Source organism: Niabella soli DSM 19437 (genome assembly GCF_000243115.2).
In the GTDB taxonomy this organism is placed as follows: domain Bacteria; phylum Bacteroidota; class Bacteroidia; order Chitinophagales; family Chitinophagaceae; genus Niabella; species Niabella soli.
In genome coordinates this window covers 3,368,889-3,386,264 of the sequence record NZ_CP007035.1, presented here as the reverse complement: position 1 = coordinate 3,386,264, position 17,376 = coordinate 3,368,889, and the positions used below count along the sequence as shown (strand labels likewise).

Here is a 17,376-nt window from a genome sequence, read left to right as displayed (position 1 = left end):
CTTTGTTTTGAAAAGATAAGAAACTAAACCGTGGTTATGTCTATTCAGGAAAAATTAAACCAACGTACTTTTAAAAACAGCTACCAAAAACTTGCGCTCAATTTGATCTACACAAGCGGGAATCTCCAATCTTTTTTAAAGACCGGATTCAAAAGAGAAAATCTTACCATTCAGCAGTATAATATTTTACGCATATTAAGAGGATGCCTGCCCAACCCTCTTTCCACCCTGCAGATCCGCGAACGCATGATGGATAAAATGAGCGATACCAGCCGCATCGTAGATCGCCTGGTGCTGAAAGAACTTGTTACAAAAAATATAAATAATACTGATAACCGCCTGGTGGATGTAGCGATCACGGACAAAGGACTGGAAAAATTAGAACTGCTCGACAATACAGAAGATCATATAGCTGAATTCTTTAGCGCCGTAAGCCCCGAAGAAGCTGAGCTGATCAGCGCCATGCTGGACAAACTGCATAAGTGATAACGGTTTTTTATTACCCACCGGTTCAATTACATTTGTAAGCTATGAAACAGATCCGTATTGCCCTTGTCTGCATGATAGCTTTCGCGCTATGTACCCGCGTAACAGCACAGAATCCGGAATATGAATTTCGCGGTGTCTGGATTGCCACCGTTCTGGGAATCGACTGGCCTCCAAAAAACGCCACCGTCGAACAGCAGAAAGCAGAGTTTATCCGCCAACTGGATATGCACAAGCGAAACGGCATGAATGCCGTCATCGTTCAGGTGCGCCCCAGCGGTGATGCTTTTTACCCATCTCCTTATGAGCCCTGGAGCGAATGGCTTACCGGCGTACAGGGCAGGGCGCCCGTTCCTTTTTACGATCCGCTTGCCTTTATGATTACGGAAGCGCATAAAAGGGGAATGGAGTTTCATGCCTGGCTGAATCCCTATCGCGCGGAGTTTAGAATAGGATCTTCGTCCATTGCACCGGACAACATGATCCGCAAAAAGCCCGACTGGTTTGTAACCTACGGAACTACCCGCTATTTTAACCCCGCCAATAAACAGGTACAGCAATTTGTTATCGAAATCGTAAAAGATATTGTTCGCCGCTATGATGTGGACGGTATTCACATGGATGATTATTTTTATCCTTACCCGATCGGGTCAAAACCGTTCCCGGATGATTATGCCTATAAAATGTCCGGCACACGTTTGAGCAAGGCCGATTGGAGAAGGGCCAATGTGGATTCTATGATCCGGAACCTGGACATCGCTATTAAAACCATAAAGCCCTGGTGCAAATTCGGCATCAGCCCCTTTGCTGTATGGAGAAACGCCTCGCAGGATCCTGAAGGCAGCAATTCAAAAGCGGGGATGACCAACTATGACGACCTTTATGCCGATATTTTATTATGGCTGCGCAAGGGATGGATCGATTATGTAACCCCACAGTTGTATCGTGAAATTGGAGATAAACTGATCCCTTACGAAACCCTGGTAGATTGGTGGGCAAGGCATAGTTATGGCCGGCATGTATACATTGGCCATGGCATCTATCGTTATTATGAGAATAGCAACGCCAACTGGCGGAAACCCTCTCAGATACCGGACCAGATAAAAATTTTAAGAAGCAATCCCAAAATCGAAGGCAGCGTTTACTTTAACAGCCGGAGCTTTGATAAAAACCCGGCGGGATGGAATGATTCTTTAAGAAACAACTATTATCGCATGCCCGCAAAAATTCCGCCCATGCCCTGGCTGCCGGAGAAACCAGGAAAATAAACAGCAGGAAATACGGGAAGGTATTGTTTTAAAAGCTTCCCTTTTTGCCGCTTTCCCGGCTGAAAAACACATTTTAGCCGCCCTTCATCGGGAAAGTTTAAAAGATTTTCTTTTTGAAATTAAATAAAAAATGGCAACTCTTTTTATAAGTTGCCATTTTAATTAATAGTTTATTGTTTGCCCTAAAACTCTGCACTCTTCGGTGTCCGCGGAAACGCGATCACGTCCCGGATATTACCCATGCCCGTCACAAACTGGATCATCCGCTCAAAACCCAGTCCAAACCCTGCATGTGGCACCGTTCCAAAACGGCGGGTATCCAGGTACCAACTCAACTCTTCCTCGGGAATATGCATGGCTTTCATTTTTTCCAACAATACCTCCAGGCGCTCTTCCCGCTGGGAACCACCTACTATCTCTCCAATGCCCGGAGCTAATATATCCATGGCCGCCACCGTTTTGCCGTCTTCATTCAACCGCATGTAAAATGCTTTTATTGAAGCGGGATAGTTCATCAGGATCACCGGCTTTTTAAAATGCTTTTCCACCAGATAACGCTCATGCTCACTCTGCAGGTCCATACCCCAACCGGTAACGGGATACTGGAATTTTTTCTTTTTATTATAATTGCTTTCTTTTAAAATATCGATCGCCTCTGTATAGCTCAGGCGCTGGAAATCGTTGTTCAGTACAAATTCCAGTTTTTCGATCAGTCCCATTTCACTGCGCTTATCCTGCGGCAGTTGTTTTTCCTCCTCTGCCAAGCGCTGGGCCAGAAATTCAACATCCTCCCGGTTGTTTTCCAGTACATAACGGACGATATATTTAATAAACTCCTCCGCAAGATTGGCATTGTCTTCCAGATCACAGAACGCCATCTCAGGTTCAATCATCCAGAATTCGGCCAGGTGCCTTGCCGTATTGCTGTTTTCCGCACGAAATGTAGGCCCAAAGGTATAGATTTCGCCAAAGGCTGTCGCGCCCAATTCTCCCTCTAATTGACCACTAACAGTTAAGTTGGTCGATTTTCCAAAAAAATCTTCTTTAAAATTTACAGACCCGTCTTCATTACGGGGCGTATTTTCAAAAGGCAGCGTGGTTACACGGAACATTTCACCCGCGCCCTCGGCATCGCTAGCGGTAATGATCGGGGTATGTAAATAAACGAATCCTTTCTCATTAAAAAATTTATGCACGGCAAAGGCCAGCGCATGCCGTATACGGAAAACGGAACCGAACGTATTGGTCCGAAACCGCAGATGTGCTTTTTCCCTCAAAAATTCCAGGGAATGTTTTTTGGGTTGCAACGGGTAGGCTTCCGCATCAGAATCCCCCAATATTTCAATAGTAGTTGCTTTTATTTCCAGTTTTTGTCCTTTACCCACAGAAGGCACTACCGTGCCCGTTATTTTAAGCGACGCGGAAGTTGTAATGCGCTTCAGCAAGCCCTCCTCAAATTTTCCCAGTTCAGCCACCACCTGCAGGTTAGTGTTGGTGGAGCCGTCGTTTAACGCAATGAACTGGTTATTTCTAAAAGTCCGTACCCAACCCATTACTGTTACCTGTTGCCCCTCCGGCGCTTGCTGTAAAAGCTCTTTTACTTTAATTCTTTTATTAAACATTATTATACACTTAGGCAACAAAGATATTAATTGCATTTTTGATCCTCGTATTCTTTATACCTTTACTTTATTATGCAACTGCTTTTTATCTTCGGGGCCGGCCTTATTCTTATGGGCTGTAAAAGCCCGAAACCGGTCCCCACTGAACCATCGGAAAAAAAGGCGTCCGCTGCTGTGGATACAACTATTACGATCACCGCTGTTGGAGACCTGATGCTAGGGTCTGATTATCCAGACAGATCAAGAATGCCAAAGCATAATATATTACTAGAATTGGCAGATTCACTAAAAAATAGTCATTTTCTCGTCGGAAATATGGAGGGAGTACTCACGGATTCCTCTCTTCCAGACAAAAAATGCTCTATCCTGGGGAACTGTTATGTTTTTCGCATGCCGCCCGGAACGGAAAATTATTTTAAAAATGCGGGATTCGATTTTCTAAGTCTTGCCAATAATCACTCAGGCGATTTTGGCACGGCCGCCCTGGCGCAAACCATGCAACTTCTGGACAAAGCCGGCATTGCCTACGCAGGCATCAGGCCCCGCCATTCCTATAAAATCATTTCTAAAAACAATATCCGCTATGGGATCATTGGGGTGGGATTTGGTTGGCGGCATCTGCAGATTGCGCAACCCGGTGCGGTGCTCAAACAGATAAAAAAAATAAGGGACAGCACAGATATCCTGATGGTTTTTTTTCACGGCGGCGCCGAAGGGGATACTACGGAGCATGTTACCCGCAATACTGAAGTTTTCCGCGGCGAAAACCGGGGGAATGTATATAGTTTTGCCCGGAGCTGCATTGATGCAGGCGCAGACCTCGTTTTGGGCAGCGGCCCGCATGTAACCAGGGGTGTAGAGCTGTACAAAAGGAAATTCATCGCCTATAGTCTGGGTAATTATGCTACTTATGGCGCAATCAGTTTAAAAGGACCGATGGGTTGGGCGCCTATTTTAAAAATAAGGGTCAACCGGGAAGGAAATTTTGTAAATGGCCGCATTATTGCTACCCGGCAATTGCCGGCTGACGACCGTACCCCGCAACTGGACCCGGAAAAAAAAGTAATTGCCCGAATACGGGAGCTTAGCAAAAAAGATTTTCCTGAAAGTCCGTTAACAATTACCCAAAAAGGAGACATAATTATTAAAAATTTTTGATTTTATGGAAAACACACTATTTTTGATATAGAAATGACCCTATAACATATGATCATCTCTGCTGGGTGGTAGTGTCAATTACCATTTATCAATCCGAAAAAAACTAAGTTTCATTCAAAAATTATCACTTTTAAGATTTAATCTTTTGATTAATCCCACACATTTTTTATGTATGATATTTTACAATTGAACGATATGCTCGTTCCTGAACTGTTGGATATTGCCGAACAGTTGAAAATTTCTAACGCCAAAAAGTTAAACAAACAGGACCTGATCTATAAAATTCTTGATAGCCAGGCCGTTACTGATTCTAAAGCTGCCAGCACCGAGCGACCTAAAAGAAAAAGAATCGTGAAAGCTACCACATCTATTGGTACAGAGGAAGCTTTTGTTGAAGAAGAAGGCAAAGACGAAGAAGAAGCTACCGCGAAAGCCGCAGCTAAAAAAACGGCAAAAGCTGCACCAGCCAAGAAAGCCCCGGCTAAAAAGAAAAAGGATTCTAAAGAAGAGGCAGCCACTGAAGCTCCCGTCAAAGCAGAAGAAAAAGTTGCAAAAGTTAAAAAGGCTGAAACCCCGGATGAAGACGAGGCGGATACTGACACTGTATTTAAAAATGATGCCGCAACAGAAGCTTTCATTTTGCAAGCATTAAAAGCTACAGAAAAATATGATGCACCGGTTGCACCGGTTGAGGAAATAGAACTCCCGGTTGAAAACAGGGTATACGCTTCCAGGAAAGACCAAACCCCTTCCTTTAATGTAGAGTTTGATGGTGTTATTTTAAGTGAAGGTGTTTTGGAAATGATGCCGGACGGCTATGGTTTCCTGAGATCTTCTGATTATAACTATCTTTCAAGTCCTGATGATGTGTATGTTTCACCCTCTCAGATCAAATTATTTGGTTTAAAAACAGGTGATACCATTCATGGCGCCGTGCGTCCTCCCAAAGAAGGCGAAAAATATTTCGCTCTTTTAAAAGTAGATACCATCAACGGCAAAAAGCCGGATGAAGTAAGGGATCGTGTTCCATTCGACTACCTCACCCCGCTCTTCCCTTATGAAAAACTGAACCTGTTCACCCGCCCCTCCGACCTTTCAACAAGAATTATTGATCTGTTTACCCCTATTGGTAAAGGGCAGCGTGGTTTAATCGTAGCCCAGCCAAAAACAGGTAAAACTATGTTGTTAAAAGCCGTGGCCAACGCCATTGCGGAAAATCATCCGGAATGTTACCTGATGGTGGTATTAGTTGATGAGCGTCCGGAGGAAGTGACCGATATGGAACGCAGCGTAAAAGCAGAAGTAATAGCTTCTACTTTTGATGAGCCGGCCGAAAAGCACGTTAAGGTATCCACTGTGGCCTTGCAAAAAGCAAAACGTCTGGTGGAATGCGGGCATGATGTGGTGATCCTTTTGGATTCCATCACCCGTTTGGCCCGTGCGCACAACACCGTCTCTCCGGCTTCAGGTAAAGTGTTGAGTGGTGGGGTGGAAGCCAACGCCATGCAAAAGCCCAAACAGTTTTTTGGCGCCGCCCGTAAAATCGAGAACGGTGGTTCCTTAACTATTCTGGCTACGGCGTTGATCGATACCGGTAGCAAAATGGATGAAGTGATCTTCGAAGAATTTAAGGGAACCGGTAATATGGAATTGCAATTAGACCGGCGTTTATCAAATAAAAGAGTTTACCCGGCTATTGATTTAACAGCATCTTCTACCAGGCGCGACGACCTGCTGCTGGATAGAGATGTGTTGCAACGGATGAACCTGCTGCGCGTGTACCTGGCGGATATGAAAACCGAAGAAGCCATGCAGGAATTGTTGAAACGCATGAAAGGAACAAAAAGTAATGAGGAGTTTTTAGCAAGCATGAATTCGTAAAATCAATTCACTTTAACACAATAACAGTGCGAGGTCGGAAGGTCCCGCACTATTTTTTTGTGCCCGGTATAAAAAGATCGCCGGGCTGCTTTAATTCATACCAGAACGCCTACTTTTGCCATAAGCAATATAAATTGTCCATTTGAAAAATAAAAAGCATCTTCCTTTATGGCGGCTAAGTATATTAACCAATCACGGTTCACTGTAGCTGTGGATTGTATTGTTTTTGGTTACGATGGTCAGAACCTGAAAATATTATTAATTAAGCGTGCCTTTACTCCTATGGTTGGCCGGTGGAGCCTGATGGGAGGATTTATTGCAAAAGACGAAAGTGCTGATGAAGCCGCAGCACGCATCCTGGAATCGCTGACCGGATTAAAAAATATTTACCAGGAGCAATTTTATACTTTTAGCGCACCAAACCGGGATACCCGGGAGCGCACTATTTCTATTGCTTATTTTTCTTTGATAGATATAAAAAAATATAAAGAGCCCAGCAGCGAATACCATGCAGAATGGTTCTCAATAAAAGACTACCCGGATCTGATCTTTGACCATACAGAGATGGTAAAAATAGCACAGAAAAGGTTGCAATATAAAGCCACTTCCCACGCAATACTATTCGAATTGCTACCGGATAAATTCACCCTGCCGCTTCTGCAAAGCTTATTTGAAGATGTGTATGGCACCAGTTTCGATAAAGGCAACTTTAGCAGAAAAATGCTTTCAACAGGGCTGTTGCAAAAGCAAAAAGACAAAGACAAAGCCGGGTCAAAAAAAGGCGCCTTCTTTTACAAGTTGGACCGGAAACATTACCAGCAAAACTCACACAAGTTTTTGAAGCTGGTACCAAACCCCAATAGCCTTTTATAGATTTTTTTTATATCCTCAGGATTTCGGAGCTTCCTGGGTGGCATCGGTTGCGGCGGTTCCATCTGTTGGCTTGTTCCCAAAAATATCATGCATCCATTTTTCGGCACCCGGAAAATGCTCTTTTAAAGTATCAGCACCTTTAGAAGCCAGCTCTGTAAAATAATCTTTTGCCTGGTTAGCAGATTTGGTAGCTTCTTCTTTCAGGTTGTTCGCCTTCTCCTTTAAATTGCTCATCATCTTTTCTTTTTCTTCATCACTCATACTTGCATATTTTCCTGCGGCCAATCCCGCCAGGGCGCCCAAAATAAAGGTGGCGATGTGTTTATTACTTACCATAGCTATAGATTTTAGAATATTAAATTTAATCTTTTTTCATAGCCGTCCGTGTTGTTGGGCGTCTTTTAACAAAAATTCTAGCAGCCCCGTTTTGAAGGTTTTTGTCCCCAAAGTACTGTGGATATCGTAATAAACATGTTCATAACCCACTGTGGAACGTGCATGTGAAATGTATTAATGGCTCAAATAATTGTTTTCTTTCTTTCTATCCCAGACTTTGGTTAACAGTTGCTATTTTATACTGTTAATATTAACATAGTGTAAATTTATTATCTCTTTTATTTTTATAAACAATCCACAATTCACATTTTTGTGAATAAGCAGGCTTAATGTATAAGATTCGTAACTTCACTATGTTAATAAAAGGTGTATTGATGTGTGTAACTGAAAAATCTATTTTATCCAATAACCTGCATAACTGAGTTATCCACTAATTCACAGCCCTAATAATAATAGCTTATTTTAAATAAATAATTAATATAAATATTATTAAAGAAAAAAAGAGCTTTAAAAAAAGTTTTGATTTTCTATTTCAGTTTGATCGTATCATTGCACTTGTAAAATTTTCAATCATGAGCTCAACAATTTTGGATATGGCGAAAGAGGAATTGGATCAGAATGGTTTTTTGGATCTGGAACTGGATCCGGAACTCGATCTTTTTGCGGAGATTGAAAAATTGAAAAGAGAAAAAAATGCGGTGATCCTGGCGCACTATTACCAGGAGGCGGATATCCAGGATATTGCAGATTATATCGGCGATAGCCTTGGGCTGGCGCAGGAAGCACAAAAAACCAATGCGGATATGATCGTGTTTGCCGGGGTGCATTTTATGGCGGAAACGGCAAAGATCCTGAACCCGTCAAAAAAAGTGGTGATCCCCGACTTTAAAGCGGGATGTTCGTTGAGTGATAGCTGCCCGCCAGCGCTGTTTCAGAAATTTAAAGAACAGCACCCGGATCACGTTGTGGTAAGTTACATTAACTGCAGCGCCGGGATAAAGGCGTTGAGTGATGTGATCGTTACCAGCAGCAATGCCCGCATAATTGTAGAAAGTTTTCCTAAAGAGCAGAAAATTATTTTTGCACCTGATAAAAACCTTGGGGCTTATATCAATAAAGTCACAGGAAGGAATATGTTGTTATGGAATGGTGCCTGTATGGTACATGAGATATTTAGCCTGGAAAAAATTACTAAACTGAAGCACCAACATCCCAATGCCAAATTGATAGCACATCCTGAATGCGAAGAGCCTTTATTGCGTATGGCAGATTATATCGGGTCTACTACCGGCCTGTTGAAGTTCACAAAAGAAGACACGGCAACGGAATATATTGTGGCAACAGAGACCGGCATTTTGCACCAGATGGAAAAAGCCAGCCCGCATAAAAAGTTCATCCCGGCTCCCCCAGATAATAGCTGCGCCTGTAATGATTGTCCGCATATGAAACGTAATACGCTGGAAAAAGTATATTTGTGCATGAAATATGGAATGCCTGATATCATTATGGATGAGCAATTACGGCTGGCAGCAAAAAAGCCCATTGACCGAATGCTGGAAATCAGCGCAGCCGCGGGGCTATAACAATTATAATTACCAAACTTAAAGAGCAAACTAAACCTACCTTTTGTTTTATGAAATTATTAGAAAATAAAATAGCGATTGTTACCGGTGCTGCCAGAGGAATTGGAGAAGCTATTGTAGACAAGTTTGCCGAACAAGGCGCCAGCATTGCTTTTTCATACGTTAGCGATAGCAGTGCTGAAAGGGCAGACGCAATTGTGAAACGATGGTCCGACAAAGGAATAAAAATCAAGGCCTGGAAAGCAAATGCAGGTGACTTTGCTGCATGTGAAACTTTCGTAGCGGATGTTTTAAAAGAGTTTGGCAGGGTTGATATTTGTGTAAATAACGCAGGTATTTCAAAAGATAATTTGTTATTGCGTATGACGCCCGAGCAATGGGAATCAGTATTACAGGTAAACCTGAATAGCGTTTTTTACATGACCAAGCAGGTGATAAAGCCGATGATGAAAGCCAGGAACGGTAGCATTATAAATATGAGCTCGGTTATCGGGATAATGGGCAATGCGGGACAGGCAAGTTATGCAGCCAGTAAAGCGGGTATTATTGGGTTCACTAAAAGTGTGGCAAAAGAATTAGGAAGCAGAAATATTCGTTGTAACAGTATTGCACCCGGGTTTGTTGAAACAGATATGACCAGCTATCTGCAAGAAGGTGATAGTGCCTCCAAATATTTACAGGATATTCCTTTGGGAAAATTTGCAAAGGGAGAAGATATCGCTAATGCGGCTTTATTTCTTGCTTCTGATATGGGATCTTATATTACCGGCCAAACGATCAGTGTCTGCGGAGGTTTGAATATTTGACAGCATGTTTTACAAAATAGCATTCTGAATAAAAATCCCGGTATAAATGTTCCGGGATTTTTTATGCGCATAAAAATAATTTTCTATTGTCTGTCCAGTTGCGGCATTTATACTCCGGCAATTTTTGTACAGTAATGTTAGATAAATTGTTTATCTTGATTGCACAGCGCATGCAACAAGGTTTACAGCTACATGTCGTCAAAAGATTATTTAAGTTGTAATGTTTCTAAGACATCTGCATTTTTTAAAATTAGTTTTTTTGCATAGCATCACCGCGTTTGGTGGGCCGCAGGCGCATCTTGCCATGATGATGAAGACTTTTGTAAAGCAAACGCCCTATGTTACGGAACAGGAATTGATGGAGTATAATGCGTTTTGTCAATTGCTGCCAGGTGCTTCTTCTACTCAAACCCTTACCCTTATTGGTTTTAAGCGCGGCGGTGTTTTATTGGCGGTGATGACATTGCTGGTATGGATCTTACCCGCCTGCAGTATCATGGGAGCTTTATCGTTCCTGGTTAATTTCCTGGATACTGATGACGGAACACTTAAGATCTTTAAGTTTATTGTGCCGATGGCGGCCGGCTTTTTAATTTATGCCTGCGTTTCTGCTTTTCGGTATTCTGTTAATAATAAGATCACATTTATTATTGCTGTGGTTACGGGGTTAATTACTTTTTTATTTTTTGGAAGGCCCTTTATTGTACCCTTGTTAATTGTTTTAGGTGGCTTTGTTACGAACCTGAGTAAGAAAAGAATTCCGCAGGTAGAGATAAAGCCGGGAAAGATCCGGTGGTGGAATTTTTGGTTGTTCGGCATCATTTTTATTCTGGCCGGTATTTTCAGTGAAATGGCGCGCAAAGACGACTGGCAATATCGGAAGCCGGTTAATTTATTTGAAAATACTTACAGGATGGGAAGTATTGTTTTTGGTGGAGGTAATGTGTTAATGCCTATTATGTACGAGCAATACAGTGTACGGCCGGATGAAATAAAAAAGAATAATCCTAAAGCGATTCATATAGCAAAGAACGAAATGCTGACGGGTATTGGGATGGTGCGCGCTACACCAGGCCCGGTATTTTCCATTGCTTCTTACACGGGTGGGTTGGCCTTAAAGGATATGGGAAGCGGTTGGCAGGTATGTGGAGTTATTATTGGTATGATCGCTATTTTTATGCCCAGCGCTTTATTGGTGTTGTTTTTCTTTCCTATATGGAATATGCTTAAGAAATATTCTGCCATTTACCGGTCGCTGGAGGGAATTAATGCGGCCGTAATGGGAATCATGATCGGCTCTACCTTTTACATTCTGAAAGATATTTCGTTATTCAGCTTCGGGTATATCAATTTTGCGAATCTGCTGGTGGTTGCTGGTACCGCCGGGGTACTTATTTTTACCAGACTTCCCGCTCCTATTTTGGTTTTGGCTTGCGTGGCACTCGGTTATTTTCTATAGTAACCGGATTTTTCTATTTCTTCAATCACATTCTCCGGTAATAAATAATGTATGGATTTCTTTTGCTTGATAAGATCCCTTATCATAGTCGCGGATAGTTCCAGCAAAGGAGCATCCAACACCGTAAGCCGGGTGTTTTCTGCTCTGTCTACTATAAAACCAGGCCTGTTATATAAATATATATTATAATTATTTAATATATATTTATAATTCTTCCATTTCTCAATGTTTTGGAAACTATCTCCACCCAGTATTAATGAGAATTCATGTTGGGGATATTTTTCAGACAGATGCGCCAGTGTTACAGAAGTATAGGAAGGTCTTGGCAATGAAAACTCGATATCAGACACCGCCATACGGATGTCGGCCTCTGTAGCCACCCGGACCAGGTGTAGGCGTTGATTCTCATTTAAAAGAGAGGCGGATTCTTTCAGCGGGTTATGTGGTGATACCACAAACCATATTTTTTCTGCAAAACCCTGGTTCAGGATATGGCTGGCAATGATCAGATGCCCATGATGTATTGGATTAAAGGAACCAAAGAACAATCCTATTTTCATCCGGTTAATTTAAGGTATCTACAACGATATGTTTCGCTTCATCAAGTCGTAAGCTTAATGTATAACCCGCTACCGAAATGGATATCGGATCATTCAAAGGAGCTATTTTAATTACTTCAATCTCCTCCCCCGGTAAGCATCCCATCTCCATCAGCTTAAGAAATATTTCTTCTGTTGTAAACTTCTGTATTATAGCCCGCTGTCCTGGTCTCAATTCCGACAGAAGTAAGTCTTTTCCTTGTTTCATTCTACAAAACTAGCATTGTTGAGTGTCTTTTATTTACGAATTTTGAAATTATGAGTACATCTAGTTCAGTTATTACCTTTCTGTTTAAGAAATCTGTATCCCTGTCGGACAGAAAGCGGTTGAAAGCCTTTATTTCAGGCCTGGTGCAGCAACATGGTCAACACCTGAATGTTTTAAACGTTACTTTCTGTAGTGACGAGGAAATACTGGAAGTAAATAGACAGTATCTGAATCATGATTATTATACTGATATTATTACGTTTGATTTACGGGAAAGGGTTACCGATTCTATGGCTGCCGAGTTATTTATAAGTGTGGATACGGTAAAAAGCAATTCAATTATAAATAAAAGCACTGTTCAACGGGAATTACACCGGGTTATTTTTCATGGGGTGCTCCATTTGCTTGGATTTAACGATAAATCTGTGCAGGAACAGACACTTATGCGCCAAATGGAGGATGCCGCACTAAAGAATTACTTCGATAAATAGTTGTTCCACGTGGAACAATGTTGTTCCATAAAACAAAGGCTGCGTTTATCTCCCAGGAACAAAGGCGTTATTCGCCTATTTTGTGCTGTTTGCCTGATTCATTTTCAAAGGGTGTGGTTTAGGGCTATTCAAAACGGAATGGCGGTCAAAGGACTTCAGTTCAAGGCATCCGGATCTAGTAATTAGCAAAAAACCTTGTAAGTTCCCGGTTCTTCTGTAATTCAGGCCTTTTTATGACCAATATATTTGTAGGCTTAGGGCAGTTCATCAGAAGAGTTTGGTTTGGTACCCATTGTTCTGGCAGTGCTTTCAAATTTTTAAGTATAGTATTATCTGTGTTTTATGTTTACTTGTTTCACGTGAAACAGACCAGTAAATGCTGTTAAATCGTCCGTAAAGGGTTAGTTGCTTTGTTTTATGTAGTATCTAAGCTTAAATGTTCCACGTGGAACAAAGAATAACCTTTAGATATAAGAACCTAATAAGAATAGAGATGCCTCAGCCCCTATCACAGCGCATAAAGGGCTTAATGATTTGCCATAGTTCCGTTATTCAGCAATGACAGTCCTATACCTTGTTTATAAGCCATGGTATGAAAAAGGAAAGGCGTAATTTTGCAAAATGTTTCCAGATTATGATGTAATTGTTGTCGGTGCCGGTCATGCCGGATGTGAGGCGGCTGCCGCTGCCGCTAATATAGGCTCTAAAACCCTGTTGGTGACCATGAATATGCAAACTATTGCTCAAATGAGCTGCAATCCTGCTATGGGTGGCATTGCCAAAGGGCAAATTGTGCGGGAAATAGATGCTCTTGGGGGATATTCCGGGATTGTTACAGATCTTTCTATGATCCAGTTCCGGATGCTGAACCGGTCGAAGGGACCGGCGATGTGGAGCCCAAGAGCGCAGAGCGATCGTATGTTATTTGCCGCAAAATGGAGAGAAATGCTGGAACAAACGCCTAACCTGGACTTTTACCAGGATATGGTAAAGGGGCTTTTGGTAAAAGATGGCTTCGTTAAAGGCGTAGTAACAGGGCTTGGGCATGAGATCCGGTCTAAAGCAGTGGTGCTGACGAATGGCACGTTCCTGAATGGGATCATTCATATAGGGGAAAAACAATTTGGTGGCGGACGGGTGGCGGAAAAAGCGGCAAGTGGTATTACGGAACAATTGGTCAGCCTGGGGTTTGAGAGTGACCGTCTAAAAACAGGAACGCCCCCAAGGGTAGACGGCAGGAGCCTGGATTATACAAAAATGGAGGTTCAGGATGGAGATGAGGAGATTGTTGGTTTCTCTTTTACAGATACTCCAAAAATAAAAGCAAGCGAACAACGGTGTTGCTGGATTACTTATACCGATCAGAAAGTACATGATATGCTGAAGACCGGTTTTGATCGCAGCCCTATGTATGCAGGAAGGATTGACGGGGTAGGTCCCCGGTATTGCCCCAGCATTGAAGATAAGATCAACAGGTTTGCGGATAAGGAACGCCACCAGTTGTTTGTTGAGCCTGAGGGATGGAATACGGTCGAGATTTACGTTAATGGTTTTTCAACATCACTTCCGGAAGATGTGCAGTATGCCGCATTGCGGATGGTGCCTGGATTTGAAAATGCACGACTGTTCCGCCCGGGGTATGCTATCGAGTATGATTATTTTCCCCCAACACAACTAAAAAACACATTAGAAACAAAATTAATACGTAATTTATTTTTCGCCGGTCAAATTAACGGAACAACAGGTTATGAGGAAGCGGCCTGCCAGGGAATAGTGGCGGGAATAAATGCGCATTTAAATGGGAATGACGCTGCGCCGTTTACATTGAAAAGAAGTGATGCTTATATCGGGGTGCTTATTGACGATCTTATCAACAAAGGAACCGAAGAGCCCTATCGCATGTTTACGTCACGTGCGGAATACCGTACCCTGCTTCGCCAGGACAACGCAGATGCCCGGCTAACTCCTATCGGTTATAAATTAGGCTTGGCCTCTGAAGAAAGAATGAATAAAATAAGGCAAAAAACAGAAAATATTGCCAATATAAGGACAATTTTAAAAGAGGCCTCCTTGAAACCCGAAGAGATCAACGGCTTCCTTTTAAAACATAATTCATCACAGATCCAGGAAAAACAAAAAGCAGAAAAGATATTATTGCGCCCGGATATAGAATTAAGTCATTTGGTAGATGCCATTCCGGCTCTAAAAGAACAGGTAAAGAATTATACCAGGGAAGAATTAGAACAAGCGTCTATTCTTGCTAAATACGAAACGTATATCGAAAAAGAAAAAGAGTTAGTGAACCGGATGAGCGATATGGAAAATCTTGCCATCCCCCAAGCGTTTGATTATTCAAAGTTGAGTTCATTAGGAAATGAAGCCCGGGAAAAGCTGAATCGCATCCGTCCGCAAACGCTCGGACAAGCAAGCCGGATTTCCGGGATCAAACCCAGCGACATCCAGATACTAATGGTATATATGGGACGCTAGAAAAAGACAACCCGATCATATAAATAAAACAGATCCTTTTTCTTCTCCTATAGTTATCAGCCAGGAGATAAAAATCAATTATGTTCTCGAGAATTTTATTAGTCACGATTGCTCTTGTATGTATTACCCGCGGTATTGCTCAAAACCAAACCCCCGAACATCTTTCCGGATTTATGACCACATCCGGAACGTATAAGTTTTCTCCAAAATGGATGGCTTATGCCGAGCTGCAGGCCCGATCTATTGAAAAATTCCGGACTATCGATTATTATGAAGTGAAAGGAGGCGCCGGTTATAATATTAACGACAACAACCAGGCGTTTGCCGGAATGGGGCGTTATGCTACCTACAAAGAAAAAAGTCTTACCCAGGAAGAGCTCCGGTTATGGCTGCAATATACGTTCAGTCATTATATTTCAAGGATCGACCTGGATCACCGGCTCAGAGCTGAAGAACGTTTTTTTCATTATCCAAAAACAGGCGAAAAAGTTACGGACCAACGCTACCGGTACCGTCTTAGCACTACGTTGCCCATTAATAAAAAAAGGGTTGTGGCCCAAACCTTTTTTGTAAATGCTTTTGATGAGGTTTTTTTTGGTCCTAATGCAAATGCATTTAAACGGAACCGGGTTTATGCAGGCGCGGGTTACCAGTTTAACCGGAATGTTGGTATGACAACCGGCTACCTGTGGCAACGGGAGCTTTCCCCCGGCGGAAACCGGAGTCTGCATTTTGTCCAACTGGCGGTGAACTTTGTTATAGACCGATGGTCCGCAAAAGACAAGCGTATTTTTGTGCCGGTTGCAGATTAGAGATTTTTTATTCAGCCAATAAGATTAAACGCAAGGTTGTGTTTCAGTCACTAAATTTACAAGCAGCACTATAACAGATTTTCAAAAAACGATTGTTCAATAAATAAATAAAATGATGAAGAACGGATTAAAACGATTACTTACACTATTGATGATCACAGCCCTACTGGCAGATGCAGGGGCACAAAACGCTGCACAGCCGTTGAAACGGAAAAGCGTTTTATCTATTATGCACCGCGTGGCAGATTGGCAACTGAACACCTGGAAAACAAGGGGTTTCCGGTATCAGAAATCAGACTGGACAAACGGAGCCTGTTATACAGGGCTTTACAGTGTTGGGACCTTGAAGGGCGGCAAAAAATATCTCAACTTCCTGGCTCAGATAGGCAATGACCTGAACTGGAATACCGGTCGCCGCCGTTTTTTTGCAGATGATTATTGCGTTGGTCAAACCTATGCCCAGCTTTCTATGAAGTATAAAGATCCCAAAATGATTGCGCCCTTTATTAAACTGGCAGACAGTATCGTAGCCCAACCGCATGATGAACCGCTGGACTGGAAAAACAGTATCCAGTTGCGGGAATGGGCCTGGTGCGATGCGCTGTTTATGGGACCTCCCTCTCTGGCCTATTTATCAACCGCAGCCCATAATCCTCAATACCTGGCAACGGCTTCCAAACTTTGGTGGAAAACAACGGATTTTCTTTACGACAGCTCAACGCATTTGTTTTTCCGCGATGCCAGTTATTTTAAAAAGAAAGAAAAAAATGGAGAAAAAGTATTCTGGTCGCGGGGCAATGGCTGGGTAGTTGCCGGGTTGGTTCGTGTGCTGGAAAATATGCCTGCGGATTATCCGGACCGTCCCCGGTTTGAACGACTATACAAGGACATGATGACGAAGATCATTTCGCTACAGCAGCCCGACGGAAGCTGGCACGCTTCTTTACTGGACCCCGCTAGTTACCCGATAAAAGAGATGAGCGGCACCGGCTTTTTTTGCTATGCGCTGATCTGGGGATTAAATCATAATTTACTGGGAGGCGAATATTGGCCGGCTGCGCAAAAGGCCTGGAAGGTAATGACCGAATCGGTTAATGCTGATGGAATGCTGGGTTATGTACAGCCTGTAGGGGCCGCCCCGCAACAGGTGGATGCATCCAGTACAGATGTGTATGGCGTGGGGGCCTTTTTGCTTGCGGGAACAGAATTGATACATTATCTGGAAAGGAAAAAATAGCCAAATTTTGGCAAATTACATCTATCTCTGCCATTTTAATTTAATCTATTGGTTGTGTTGAATGAAG

16 protein-coding genes are annotated in these 17,376 nt (G+C 42.6%); 12 read left to right on the top strand and 4 right to left on the bottom strand.

The window, feature by feature from the left end; all coding sequences use genetic code 11:
• Nucleotides 1-36: 36 nt before the first annotated feature.
• A complete protein-coding gene (locus tag NIASO_RS14385) occupies nucleotides 37-486 on the top strand; it encodes a MarR family winged helix-turn-helix transcriptional regulator (protein ID WP_008586959.1) in 450 nt (149 codons plus the stop codon).
• A gap of 44 nt (nucleotides 487-530) precedes the next feature.
• The gene (locus NIASO_RS14380; RefSeq protein WP_008586957.1) at nucleotides 531-1,754 is read left to right on the top strand and encodes a glycoside hydrolase family 10 protein; all 1,224 of its coding nucleotides are present in this window, start codon (nucleotides 531-533) and stop codon (nucleotides 1,752-1,754) included.
• A 182-nt stretch (nucleotides 1,755-1,936) separates the two neighbouring features.
• On the opposite strand, the gene asnS is transcribed toward NIASO_RS14380, so the two are convergent.
• Nucleotides 1,937-3,376, bottom strand: a complete 1,440-nt coding sequence (gene asnS / locus NIASO_RS14375; protein ID WP_008586954.1) for an asparagine--tRNA ligase — start codon at nucleotides 3,374-3,376, stop codon at nucleotides 1,937-1,939.
• 174 nt (nucleotides 3,377-3,550) lie between these two features.
• Between asnS and NIASO_RS14370 the strand changes: the two genes are divergently transcribed.
• The 3 genes from NIASO_RS14370 to NIASO_RS14360 all read left to right on the top strand — a co-directional run bounded on the left by NIASO_RS14370 (nucleotide 3,551) and on the right by NIASO_RS14360 (nucleotide 7,288).
• Nucleotides 3,551-4,534: a CapA family protein gene (locus NIASO_RS14370; protein ID WP_044046706.1), complete on the top strand. Its 984-nt coding sequence runs from the start codon at nucleotides 3,551-3,553 to the stop codon at nucleotides 4,532-4,534.
• Nucleotides 4,535-4,702: 168 nt separating this feature from the next.
• On the top strand, nucleotides 4,703-6,415 hold the full coding sequence (rho, locus tag NIASO_RS14365; protein WP_008586950.1) for a transcription termination factor Rho: 1,713 nt from the start codon (nucleotides 4,703-4,705) through the stop codon (nucleotides 6,413-6,415).
• Between the two features lie 168 nt (nucleotides 6,416-6,583).
• A complete protein-coding gene (locus NIASO_RS14360; protein ID WP_008586948.1) occupies nucleotides 6,584-7,288 on the top strand; it encodes an NUDIX hydrolase in 705 nt (234 codons plus the stop codon).
• Nucleotides 7,289-7,303: 15 nt separating this feature from the next.
• Here the strand turns inward: NIASO_RS14360 and NIASO_RS14355 are convergent, their stop codons facing one another.
• Entirely contained in the window at nucleotides 7,304-7,624 is a 321-nt protein-coding gene (locus tag NIASO_RS14355) for a hypothetical protein (protein ID WP_008586947.1), read from the bottom strand.
• 572 nt (nucleotides 7,625-8,196) lie between these two features.
• On the opposite strand from NIASO_RS14355, the gene nadA reads away from it, so the two are divergent.
• From nadA to NIASO_RS14340, 3 genes are all read left to right on the top strand, one after another.
• Complete coding sequence (nadA, locus tag NIASO_RS14350; RefSeq protein WP_008586945.1) at nucleotides 8,197-9,207, top strand: quinolinate synthase NadA; 1,011 nt, start codon at nucleotides 8,197-8,199, stop codon at nucleotides 9,205-9,207.
• A 50-nt stretch (nucleotides 9,208-9,257) separates the two neighbouring features.
• Nucleotides 9,258-10,013, top strand: coding sequence for a 3-oxoacyl-[acyl-carrier-protein] reductase (gene fabG, locus NIASO_RS14345; protein ID WP_008586944.1), 756 nt, complete (start codon nucleotides 9,258-9,260; stop codon nucleotides 10,011-10,013).
• Nucleotides 10,014-10,272: 259 nt separating this feature from the next.
• Nucleotides 10,273-11,472, top strand: coding sequence for a chromate transporter (locus tag NIASO_RS14340; protein WP_245605189.1), 1,200 nt, complete (start codon nucleotides 10,273-10,275; stop codon nucleotides 11,470-11,472).
• Here the strand turns inward: NIASO_RS14340 and nadD are convergent.
• Together nadD and NIASO_RS14330 are read right to left on the bottom strand one after the other, a co-directional pair.
• Nucleotides 11,460-12,032, bottom strand: a complete 573-nt coding sequence (nadD, locus tag NIASO_RS14335) for a nicotinate (nicotinamide) nucleotide adenylyltransferase (protein WP_008586940.1) — start codon at nucleotides 12,030-12,032, stop codon at nucleotides 11,460-11,462. The genes NIASO_RS14340 and nadD overlap by 13 nt on opposite strands.
• Nucleotides 12,033-12,036: 4 nt before the next feature.
• Nucleotides 12,037-12,279 carry a FeoA family protein gene (locus NIASO_RS14330; RefSeq protein ID WP_008586938.1) on the bottom strand — a complete coding sequence of 81 codons (243 nt, stop codon included), beginning with the start codon at nucleotides 12,277-12,279 and terminating at the stop codon, nucleotides 12,037-12,039.
• Nucleotides 12,280-12,329: 50 nt separating this feature from the next.
• Here NIASO_RS14330 and ybeY point away from each other — a divergent pair, with 50 nt between their 5' ends.
• The 4 genes from ybeY to NIASO_RS14310 all read left to right on the top strand — a co-directional run bounded on the left by ybeY (nucleotide 12,330) and on the right by NIASO_RS14310 (nucleotide 17,309).
• On the top strand, nucleotides 12,330-12,770 hold the full coding sequence (ybeY, locus tag NIASO_RS14325) for an rRNA maturation RNase YbeY (protein WP_008586936.1): 441 nt from the start codon (nucleotides 12,330-12,332) through the stop codon (nucleotides 12,768-12,770).
• A 621-nt stretch (nucleotides 12,771-13,391) separates the two neighbouring features.
• Complete coding sequence (gene mnmG / locus NIASO_RS14320; protein WP_008586933.1) at nucleotides 13,392-15,260, top strand: tRNA uridine-5-carboxymethylaminomethyl(34) synthesis enzyme MnmG; 1,869 nt, start codon at nucleotides 13,392-13,394, stop codon at nucleotides 15,258-15,260.
• Nucleotides 15,261-15,340: 80 nt separating this feature from the next.
• Nucleotides 15,341-16,072, top strand: coding sequence for a DUF2490 domain-containing protein (locus NIASO_RS14315; RefSeq protein ID WP_008586932.1), 732 nt, complete (start codon nucleotides 15,341-15,343; stop codon nucleotides 16,070-16,072).
• A gap of 112 nt (nucleotides 16,073-16,184) precedes the next feature.
• Nucleotides 16,185-17,309 (top strand): glycoside hydrolase family 88/105 protein, encoded by a 1,125-nt coding sequence (locus NIASO_RS14310; RefSeq protein ID WP_245605188.1) that lies wholly within the window; start codon nucleotides 16,185-16,187, stop codon nucleotides 17,307-17,309.
• The last annotated feature ends 67 nt before the right edge of the window (nucleotides 17,310-17,376 follow it).

What these genes read in the sequence shown, in the direction of transcription:
- NIASO_RS14385 (WP_008586959.1), top strand. Translation starts at nt 37, where the DNA reads ATGTCTATTCAGGAAAAATTAAACCAACGTACTTTTAAAAACAGCTAC.
- NIASO_RS14380 (WP_008586957.1), top strand. Translation starts at nt 531, where the DNA reads ATGAAACAGATCCGTATTGCCCTTGTCTGCATGATAGCTTTCGCGCTA.
- asnS (WP_008586954.1), bottom strand. Translation starts at nt 3,376, where the DNA reads ATGTTTAATAAAAGAATTAAAGTAAAAGAGCTTTTACAGCAAGCGCCG.
- rho (WP_008586950.1), top strand. Translation starts at nt 4,703, where the DNA reads ATGTATGATATTTTACAATTGAACGATATGCTCGTTCCTGAACTGTTG.
- NIASO_RS14360 (WP_008586948.1), top strand. Translation starts at nt 6,584, where the DNA reads ATGGCGGCTAAGTATATTAACCAATCACGGTTCACTGTAGCTGTGGAT.
- NIASO_RS14355 (WP_008586947.1), bottom strand. Translation starts at nt 7,624, where the DNA reads ATGGTAAGTAATAAACACATCGCCACCTTTATTTTGGGCGCCCTGGCG.
- nadA (WP_008586945.1), top strand. Translation starts at nt 8,197, where the DNA reads ATGAGCTCAACAATTTTGGATATGGCGAAAGAGGAATTGGATCAGAAT.
- fabG (WP_008586944.1), top strand. Translation starts at nt 9,258, where the DNA reads ATGAAATTATTAGAAAATAAAATAGCGATTGTTACCGGTGCTGCCAGA.
- nadD (WP_008586940.1), bottom strand. Translation starts at nt 12,032, where the DNA reads ATGAAAATAGGATTGTTCTTTGGTTCCTTTAATCCAATACATCATGGG.
- NIASO_RS14330 (WP_008586938.1), bottom strand. Translation starts at nt 12,279, where the DNA reads ATGAAACAAGGAAAAGACTTACTTCTGTCGGAATTGAGACCAGGACAG.
- ybeY (WP_008586936.1), top strand. Translation starts at nt 12,330, where the DNA reads ATGAGTACATCTAGTTCAGTTATTACCTTTCTGTTTAAGAAATCTGTA.
- mnmG (WP_008586933.1), top strand. Translation starts at nt 13,392, where the DNA reads ATGTTTCCAGATTATGATGTAATTGTTGTCGGTGCCGGTCATGCCGGA.
- NIASO_RS14315 (WP_008586932.1), top strand. Translation starts at nt 15,341, where the DNA reads ATGTTCTCGAGAATTTTATTAGTCACGATTGCTCTTGTATGTATTACC.
- NIASO_RS14310 (WP_245605188.1), top strand. Translation starts at nt 16,185, where the DNA reads ATGATGAAGAACGGATTAAAACGATTACTTACACTATTGATGATCACA.